This window comes from Escherichia sp. KCJ4928, assembly GCF_004352695.1.
Classification (GTDB): Bacteria; Pseudomonadota; Gammaproteobacteria; order Enterobacterales; family Enterobacteriaceae; genus ECMA0423.
The window spans coordinates 1-510 of sequence record NZ_SJWV01000582.1 but is presented as its reverse complement, the minus strand read 5'-3'; the positions used below and the strand labels follow the sequence as shown (position 1 = coordinate 510).

At 33.5% G+C, this 510-nt stretch carries 1 protein-coding gene; it reads right to left on the bottom strand.

The annotated features are described in order from the left end of the window. Positions 1-510 (bottom strand): plasmid partitioning protein RepB C-terminal domain-containing protein (locus E0D98_RS25700; RefSeq protein WP_276320459.1); only part of this gene is annotated, 510 nt, incomplete at both ends.

The following is a 510-nucleotide window of genomic DNA, read 5'->3' as shown; positions in this document are numbered from 1 at the left end:
AAGTATGGTTTTTTTTATGTCCTTTTTATAGGGAGTGTTTTTCCCTTTATTTACTATCATCGATGCCGGTGTTGCATCCAAGATGCTCATTGCAAATTTTTTACTATAATTATCAAAATTAATCATTGTACCGACTGCTTCAATTTGGCGAATTGGCTTCATTTTCCTCAAAACGTCAAATGTAGCCTTAGGTATAGGTTTATCAGAAAGTTTCGCAATTACACTTGAATCTATGCCGTTCATCACATTCGCTTTATCTTTTATGGCATCAACAGATATGCCCAAAGCAGCACTAAGTTTTTCAATTGATACTTTTGCCAGAGACTTAATTATCATTCTATGTTCTTCAACTACATTTATATGATTCACTTGTTTGTTAGGAGTGAAAGCATCATCTATGCTCGAAAGTATACATGGAGCTTTTTCTATACCTAAGTCTTTTAAAGCCTCAACCCTTAAATGGCCATCAAGTATCTTAGTGACATCTTTATCTTTGTCATAGAATACTAT